Consider the following 7,247-nt stretch of genomic DNA (forward strand, 5'->3'; position numbering starts at 1 on the left):
ATATTTAGTAAATTCTTTTGCATATTGAAAAGCTGTGGTGGCAGATGTTACCGGCTTCCAAAGTATAGCACTCATTAATGTTTCCAGCATATTGGTTAACCAAAAAAAATCGGGTTGCGTATTTTTAATAGTTAATACTGGCACTCTCATGGGCACTAAACTTCCTTCGGGCACGGCTTTAATTTCTAAAGGCAAGTAACCTAAATCATGCAATGCTTCAATATGGTTATAAGTAATGGCATCTTTGCCTAAATAATTTTCTATTCGTCGTTTATATCTTTCAATAACAGTTTTTTTATCTGCCTTAAAAAAATTATCGTTAAACTGTTCTATTAAATATTCTTTTACAAAATATTGCAGGCCGAAAAATATTATTTCGTTCACAGCTTCATTTCTTGCTTTACGTGGTGTAAGGTTGCTGTACACCAAAGTTGTTCCATCGGGGTATTGAAATTTATGGCCTACTTTATAACCATCTTTTAATAATAAGGGTAATACTTTCATAACGTTGTTTTTAAATTTTAAACTGATATCCTTCCTTTACTAATTTTTTATATTGCTGTTCATCAAATTCAAATAATTCCGGTGCCCTGTTTTTTAAACCGGTGCGTTTTTCGCCTGTTGCTTTTATTACTTTACTTTCCAGCATGCGCTTTCTAAAATTTCTTTTATCAATCGGCCGTTGTAAAATGGCTTCGTATAAAAATTGAATTTCGGTAAGTGTAAATTGTTTCTCCAGCAATTCAAATCCTATGGGCTGATAAGTAACTTTTGCTTTCAACCTGTTTAATGCCCCTTTAATTATTTCTTTATGATCGAAACCGGTTTTAGGGATTTTATTAGCATCAAACCATTTTATATCTGTTGCCGCATCGCCTAAAACCAAATTAAAAAGTTTTGGGTTTACCAAAGTATAATAGGCAATAGAAATTACCCTTCCCCTCGGGTCTCTCTGCACATCGGCAAAAGTGTACAGCTGCTCTAAAAAAAGATTATTCAACCCGGTTTTTTTTTTAATATCCTTTGGGCACTCTCTTCTGCAGTTTCCTCTAAAAACAAAAAGCCACCCGGTAAAGTCCACATATTTTTAAAAGGTGCTTCTTTTCGGTTAATCAACAAAACTGATATGGCATTACCATCATAACCAAAAACCACACAATCTACCGTTACTGACGGCCTCGGGTATTGTTGTAATTCGTTCATTTTAGTTAGTGTTAATTAAACACGAAGTAAAATAAATTTTAGATTCTTACCAAATATTTTTTAAAATCCCTATCTTACTACGTATAAATCATTCTTATATGACAACAATTGCCCTCTACAACCTTAAAGGCGGCGTAGGTAAAACCGCCAGCTGTGTAAACTTTGCTTACTTAGCTGCTGCCGATGGTTTTAAAACCCTGCTGTGGGATATTGACCCACAGGGTTCCTCTTCTTTTTATTATAAAGCAAAACCCAAAACGCATCCCGGCATTAAAAAATTAATTACCAAAGATGCCGATTTGGAGAGTGCCATAATGAGTACCGATTTTGAATTGCTGGATGTAATACCTGCCGACAGCAACACCCGGAGTTTTGACATTATGCTGGAAGAAATGAAAGGCAACAAAAACCGTTTGAAAGGGGTGTTGAAACAATTAGAAAAAGAATACGACTTTGTTTTTATTGATTGCCACCCCGGCTTTAGTGCGCTCAGCGAAAATATTTTTAATGCAGCAGATATTGTGCTGATGCCGGTTATTCCCACTACTTTATCTATCCGTACTTACAATATGGTAAAAGATTATTTTAAAGAAAAAGATTTGGACATTAGTAAGATGATGTGCTTTTTTACCATGGCCGATCTGCGTAAAAACATGCACAACGAAATAATGGAAGAGTTGTATAAAGACAAACGCTTTTTCCAAAATTATATCCCTTATTTATCTGATGTAGAAAAAATGGGCGTACACAAAGCACCCATTATGGAATTTGCTAACAGCAGTTATGCGGCAAAATGCTACAGGGAATTGTGGATAGAGATTAAGGAAGGGGTGCTGTAGTTGCTAAAACCACTATCAGCCCGAACTTAAAATCCTACACTGAAAGAACCGGAATCAATAATCTTCTTTACAGTAAGGCTGGAGCCATTTTGATCATATAAGGTTCCGGCAAAATTACCCTCAATTCGGGTGGCAGTACGCAATGTGATATTAACTGTGAATGTATTGCTGCTAATTGCAGACCCGCCAAAATAGATGTTAGGAAACCCGGTTGGATAATACCCAACAATGCACCCCCTGTCTAAAATTGTACCAAATGTAACATTAGGATAAGCTCCTGTATTAACTGAGGTAGGATCCTGAACTGCTACCCATAATTCCTGAACACCACCTGCAATATCTGAAATTTTACCCTGTATAGAAATATTTGAAGGAAAACCTGCAGGTGGCGGTATATTTATTGCCTGCAAACCTGTATTAAAATTGGTAAGAACACCATCAATTTTACATTTTAAAAAATTAGTTCCGGTACCACCACCTGCCGGTGCATAAGTAACGGGAAAGCTACACCCGCCTGAAGGGGTATAATTAAAAGTGCCGGCTGCGGTTGGTGTATTAGTACTTGTAAGGATAATAATTTGTGCCCCGGCAGCCAGTAAACCCGATGCGGAAAACGTAACCCCATTTGCCGGATTAGTGTTAACAGAATAGCTGCCGCCTGCAGTAACATTTACACCCAATGTAACTGTATTGGTTGAAGTTAATGCGGTGCCAGCTGTATAAGTACCATTTATCAGTGGTGCTGTACACACTCCTGAAACACTGGTGTAAGTAAAAGTTGCAGGGGGTGCAGCAGCTGCAACGGTAATGGTAAAACTACAACCAGTAGTGCCTGGTGTAAAATTATAAGCCCCACTTGCAACCGGCTTACCAGAACCTGTTAATACAATAGTTTGGGTACCTAATGCTGTAAAAGTGCCCGTACCATTAAAACTAATTCCACCGGTAGCGTTGGTAACTATATTATACGACCCAACTTTGGTTACCGTAACGGCTATAGTAACTGTATTAGCAGCACTTAAAGCAATACCTTCCATATAAGCGCCATTTATTGTTGGCTGGGTACAGGCTGCGGGGGCACCATCAAATGTAAATTCAGCGGTATTGGTAACACCAGCTTCAAGGCTAAATTCCTTTTGGCAGGAAAATAAAATAACGGATAATATAAAAAGGTATACAAATTTCGTTTTCATGTATTGTAGCTTGGTTTTAGTTTACAAAGGGATTATTATTTATTTTTTAATTGATTTTAATTTTATCAGATGTTGCAAAACATCGTACAGATTTCATAATTTCAAGTTCAGGTAATTATTTTTACAAAGCCTGTGCAAATATAAACTTTTAATATGAAGAGAGAACTTACCAGCTGGTTTAGCCCCGCTTTACAAAAAGAAATGCCCATTGCCAGTTATGGCGATTATGGTTTTGCATTATTACTGGTACCCACAGCCGCAGCCGATTATTTGGAGTACGAACGCTTTCAGCTGATGGATACATTGGCACCTTATATTAATGGCGGAAAAGTAAAAGTATTTTCAGTAAACAGTATTAATAACGAAAGCTGGTTAAATAACAACATGCAGGGCGAGCATAAAGCCATCCGCCACAACCAGTTTAACCATTATATTTATAACGAAGTAATTCCGTTTATAAAAAACAGCACTTCAAACGAAACACCCATAATTACCTGCGGTGCATCTTTTGGCGCACTGCACAGCATGAATCTTTTTTTAAAACGCCCCGATTTAATTAATGGTGTAATTGCCATGAGCGGCGTGTACGATCTTACAGAATACACCAAAGGCTTTTATGATGAGCAGGTGTATTTTAATTCACCATCACATTACATTCCCAACCTAACCGACCACGGAGTTTTGGAACAAATACGCAGCAGCAATCATATTCATATACTCACCGGCAGCGGCGATTATGAAGACCCGGATGCATCGGGTAAATTCGCCTCGGTTTTATACGGTAAAGGCATTAATTACGAACTGGATGTATGGGGCAAAGAATGGAAACACGACTGGCCAACCTGGCGGGCAATGTTACCGGCTTACTTAGAAACCCGGTTTTAATTTTTTAACACATACAATAAAAAAGGTTCTTTTTCTGTTATATAATCTGTTAAACCTGATAATATCCTGATAAATGAAAAAACCTTTACTCCTGTTTGCAATAAAATGCTGTGTTATCATTTATTTTGCCGCCTGCACCAGCATAGATAAACTGGCAGTTTCCGAATCAATAACGCCATTAGTAACCAAAGGCACCTGGAAGGTGAATTGCTTTAGTAATATTAATACCGATAACACCTGCGATTTTAAAGATTATACTTTTACTTTTAATAAAGCCGGCAGCGTAACTGCTGTAAAAAATGGTGTTAGTTTTACCGGCCACTGGATAGAAGATAATATCTCTAAAAAAATAACCATCCATTTTAAAAACTCCAATGCCGTACTTAATGGCTTAAATAAATACTGGGATATTACTTCTGTTACCAACGATGGAATAAGCTTTGAAAAAACCAGTGAAAGAAATACAGAAAAATTTTACATCACCGCATTATAAAAATAGTTTTCTTACTAACCCAATGGCCGCTTTGTAATGAGGCGGCTTTTTTATTTTTCAGTCCGGCTAATATTTCTTTGTTCAACTTCAGTGGCACAGGTTATCCCGAAAGCATTCGGGGTACTCTTGTACAACTCATCTTTATTGAACTTTTATTGGAGCATAGTATTTAAGCGATCATATTAACTTCCCTTAAAAATTTATTTTGCGATTTCTGTCGAAGGCTAATATCTAATTGTCATCAGCATAGAGAAATTATTATCTTTACGCCATGCAAAAAAAATTATTTTTATTAGATGCGTTTGCACTGGTATTCCGGGCTTATTATGCTTTAATTCGTAATCCACGTATTACAAGTAAAGGAAGAAATACCAATGCACAATTTGGTTTTACCAATACATTGATCGATCTTATAAAAAATCAAAACCCAACGCACATGGCCGTGTGTTTTGATACGCATGCCCCCACCGAACGCCATACCGATTTTGCAGATTATAAAGCCAACAGGCAGGAAACGCCTGAAGATATTTTATCGGCCGTACCGGATATAAAAAAAATTATTGAAGGTTTTAATATTCCTGTAATTGCCATTGATGGTTACGAAGCTGATGATGTAATTGGTGCATTGGCAAAACAGGCAGAAAAAGAAGGCTACGAAGTTTTTATGGTAACGCCAGATAAAGATTACGGACAATTGGTTAGCAAAAATATTAAAATTTATAAACCACCTTACCAGGGTGGTACTATTGAAATAATGGGGCCAAAAGAAGTTTGCGAAAAATGGGGCATAAAGAATGTAAGCCAGGTAATTGACATTTTAGGATTGATGGGAGATGCCGTAGATAATATACCCGGTATAAAAGGTGTGGGAGAAAAAACTGCTGCAAAACTTTTAGCCGAATACGAAACCTTAGAAAATATTTTACATAATGCCGATAAAATAAAAGGTTCCATTGGGGAAAAAGTAAGGGCCGGAAAAGACCTTGCAGTAATGAGTAAAAAATTAGCAACCATTATTACCAATGTACCCACAGCAGAATTTCATGAAGAGAATTTCCGCATTAAAGAAATGAACAAAGAGGTATTGAAAGAAATTTTTGAAGAACTGGAATTTAAAACTTTAGGTAAAAGGGTTTTAGGCGATGACATAAATGTAACTGCCGAAGTATGGAACCATACCAATGCAGAAAAGCCAAAAGTGCAAAAAGCACCTACAGCACAAATGGATTTATTTGGTAACGTTATTGAGCAGCCGCAGCCAACCCCGCTGGCGGCCGCAAGCCCCGACGGCGGTTTGGAAGAAGGCTTGATGGTTGCAGACAAAAACATTAACAACACACCACACAATTATATACTCGTTAACACCGATGAACTAATTAACCAATTAACCAATAAACTAACTAACGAAACACAAATTTGTTTTGACACTGAAACTACCGGCATTGATGCTAACGATGCAGAGTTAGTGGGTTTAAGTTTTTCGATAAAACCTGCCGAAGGTTATTATGTGCCCTGCCCTGCAGATAAAGCAGCCTGCATTAAATTATTAAACAACTTTAAAGAAATATTCGGTAACATAAAAATCACTTGGGTTGGGCAAAATTTAAAGTACGATATGCTGATGCTGAAATGGTATGGCTTTGAATTAGCCGGCAATATATTTGATACCATGCTGGCGCATTATGTAATTGAACCCGATGGCAAAAGAAATATGGATGCATTAAGTGCAAAATATTTAGGTTACGAGCCCGTACACATTGAAGAATTGATTGGCAAAAAAGGAAAGGGGCAGGGCACCATGAGAGATGTAGAAGCAGAAAAAATAAAAGATTACGCTGCAGAAGATGCAGATATTACTTTACAGTTAAAAAATATTTTTCTCCCGCAATTAAAAGAAAAGGAAGTAGAAAAAGTTTTTTATGAAGTAGAGAATCCATTGGTAAAAGTATTAACCGCCATGGAATTTGAAGGCATAAGAATTGACGAAGGTTTTTTAAATGATTACAGTAAAGAATTAGAAAGAGAAGCTAAAATTGCCGAAGAAAGTGTTTATAAACAAGCCGGCGTTCGTTTTAATTTGGCCAGTCCTAAACAATTGGGCGAAGTATTGTTTGATAAATTACAATTAGATCCCAAAGCAAAAAAAACAAAAACTGGTCAATACGCTACAGGCGAAGAGGTGTTATTAAAATTAGCAGCGCAAAATAAAATTGTAGATGATATTTTAATTTTCAGGGAGTACACCAAATTAAAATCCACTTATGTAGATGCGTTACCGTTGATGATAAATAAAAAAACAGGTCGTGTACATACATCCTACGCACAGGCAGTTGCAGTTACAGGCAGATTGAGCAGCAACAACCCCAACCTCCAAAATATTCCGGTACGTACCGACAGGGGCAGAGAAATTAGAAAAGCATTTATACCAAGAGATAAAGACCATGTATTGATCTCTGCCGATTATTCTCAAATTGAATTACGTATTGTAGCTGCCATTAGTGGTGATGTAAATATGTGCGAAGCTTTTACAACAGGAAAAGATATTCATACCGCAACTGCTGCAAAAGTTTTTAATGTAGAAGAAAAAGATGTAACCAAAGAAATGCGTTACAAAGCCAAGAGTGTAAACTTTGG

The 7,247-nt window shown here is 36.9% G+C and carries 8 protein-coding genes; 4 read left to right on the forward strand and 4 right to left on the reverse strand.

The genetic code is table 11. The features are described from left to right. The 3 genes from ACY651_RS08390 to ACY651_RS08400 all read right to left on the reverse strand — a co-directional run. Window positions 1–504, reverse strand: a 504-nt coding sequence (locus ACY651_RS08390; RefSeq protein ID WP_462251625.1) for a nicotinamide phosphoribosyltransferase domain-containing protein, incomplete at its 3' end; no start/stop codon positions are given. Between the two features lie 10 nt (window positions 505–514). After that, on the reverse strand, window positions 515–1,000 hold the full coding sequence (locus ACY651_RS08395; protein ID WP_462251627.1) for an NUDIX hydrolase: 486 nt from the start codon (window positions 998–1,000) through the stop codon (window positions 515–517). Further along, the gene (locus ACY651_RS08400; RefSeq protein ID WP_462251629.1) at window positions 997–1,203 is read right to left on the reverse strand and encodes an NUDIX domain-containing protein; all 207 of its coding nucleotides are present in this window, start codon (window positions 1,201–1,203) and stop codon (window positions 997–999) included. Before ACY651_RS08400 ends, ACY651_RS08395 begins: the two co-directional genes overlap by 4 nt. A 98-nt stretch (window positions 1,204–1,301) precedes the next feature. Here ACY651_RS08400 and ACY651_RS08405 point away from each other — a divergent pair, with 98 nt between their 5' ends. Then, window positions 1,302–2,042, forward strand: coding sequence for a ParA family protein (locus ACY651_RS08405; RefSeq protein WP_462251631.1), 741 nt, complete (start codon window positions 1,302–1,304; stop codon window positions 2,040–2,042). Window positions 2,043–2,068: 26 nt separating this feature from the next. Here ACY651_RS08405 and ACY651_RS08410 read toward each other — a convergent pair whose 3' ends face one another. Next, window positions 2,069–3,235, reverse strand: coding sequence for a hypothetical protein (locus tag ACY651_RS08410; RefSeq protein WP_462251633.1), 1,167 nt, complete (start codon window positions 3,233–3,235; stop codon window positions 2,069–2,071). A 153-nt stretch (window positions 3,236–3,388) separates the two neighbouring features. Here ACY651_RS08410 and ACY651_RS08415 point away from each other — a divergent pair, with 153 nt between their 5' ends. The 3 genes from ACY651_RS08415 to polA all read left to right on the forward strand — a co-directional run. Beyond that, the gene (locus tag ACY651_RS08415) at window positions 3,389–4,120 is read left to right on the forward strand and encodes an esterase family protein (protein ID WP_462251635.1); all 732 of its coding nucleotides are present in this window, start codon (window positions 3,389–3,391) and stop codon (window positions 4,118–4,120) included. Window positions 4,121–4,193: 73 nt separating this feature from the next. Continuing rightward, window positions 4,194–4,613, forward strand: a complete 420-nt coding sequence (locus tag ACY651_RS08420; RefSeq protein ID WP_462251637.1) for a hypothetical protein — start codon at window positions 4,194–4,196, stop codon at window positions 4,611–4,613. Between the two features lie 271 nt (window positions 4,614–4,884). After that, the coding region (polA, locus tag ACY651_RS08425; RefSeq protein WP_462251639.1) for a DNA polymerase I at window positions 4,885–7,247 on the forward strand (2,363 nt) is incomplete at its 3' end.

The sequence above is a fragment of the Ferruginibacter sp. genome (genome assembly GCF_031391665.1).
GTDB lineage: Bacteria > Bacteroidota > Bacteroidia > Chitinophagales > Chitinophagaceae > Ferruginibacter.

Bases quoted from the DNA above. Each gene is read 5' to 3' on its own strand.
- ACY651_RS08415 (WP_462251635.1), top strand. From the start codon at position 3,389: ATGAAGAGAGAACTTACCAGCTGGTTTAGCCCCGCTTTACAAAAAGAA.
- ACY651_RS08420 (WP_462251637.1), top strand. From the start codon at position 4,194: ATGAAAAAACCTTTACTCCTGTTTGCAATAAAATGCTGTGTTATCATT.
- ACY651_RS08405 (WP_462251631.1), top strand. From the start codon at position 1,302: ATGACAACAATTGCCCTCTACAACCTTAAAGGCGGCGTAGGTAAAACC.
- ACY651_RS08400 (WP_462251629.1), bottom strand. From the start codon at position 1,203: ATGAACGAATTACAACAATACCCGAGGCCGTCAGTAACGGTAGATTGT.
- ACY651_RS08410 (WP_462251633.1), bottom strand. From the start codon at position 3,235: ATGAAAACGAAATTTGTATACCTTTTTATATTATCCGTTATTTTATTT.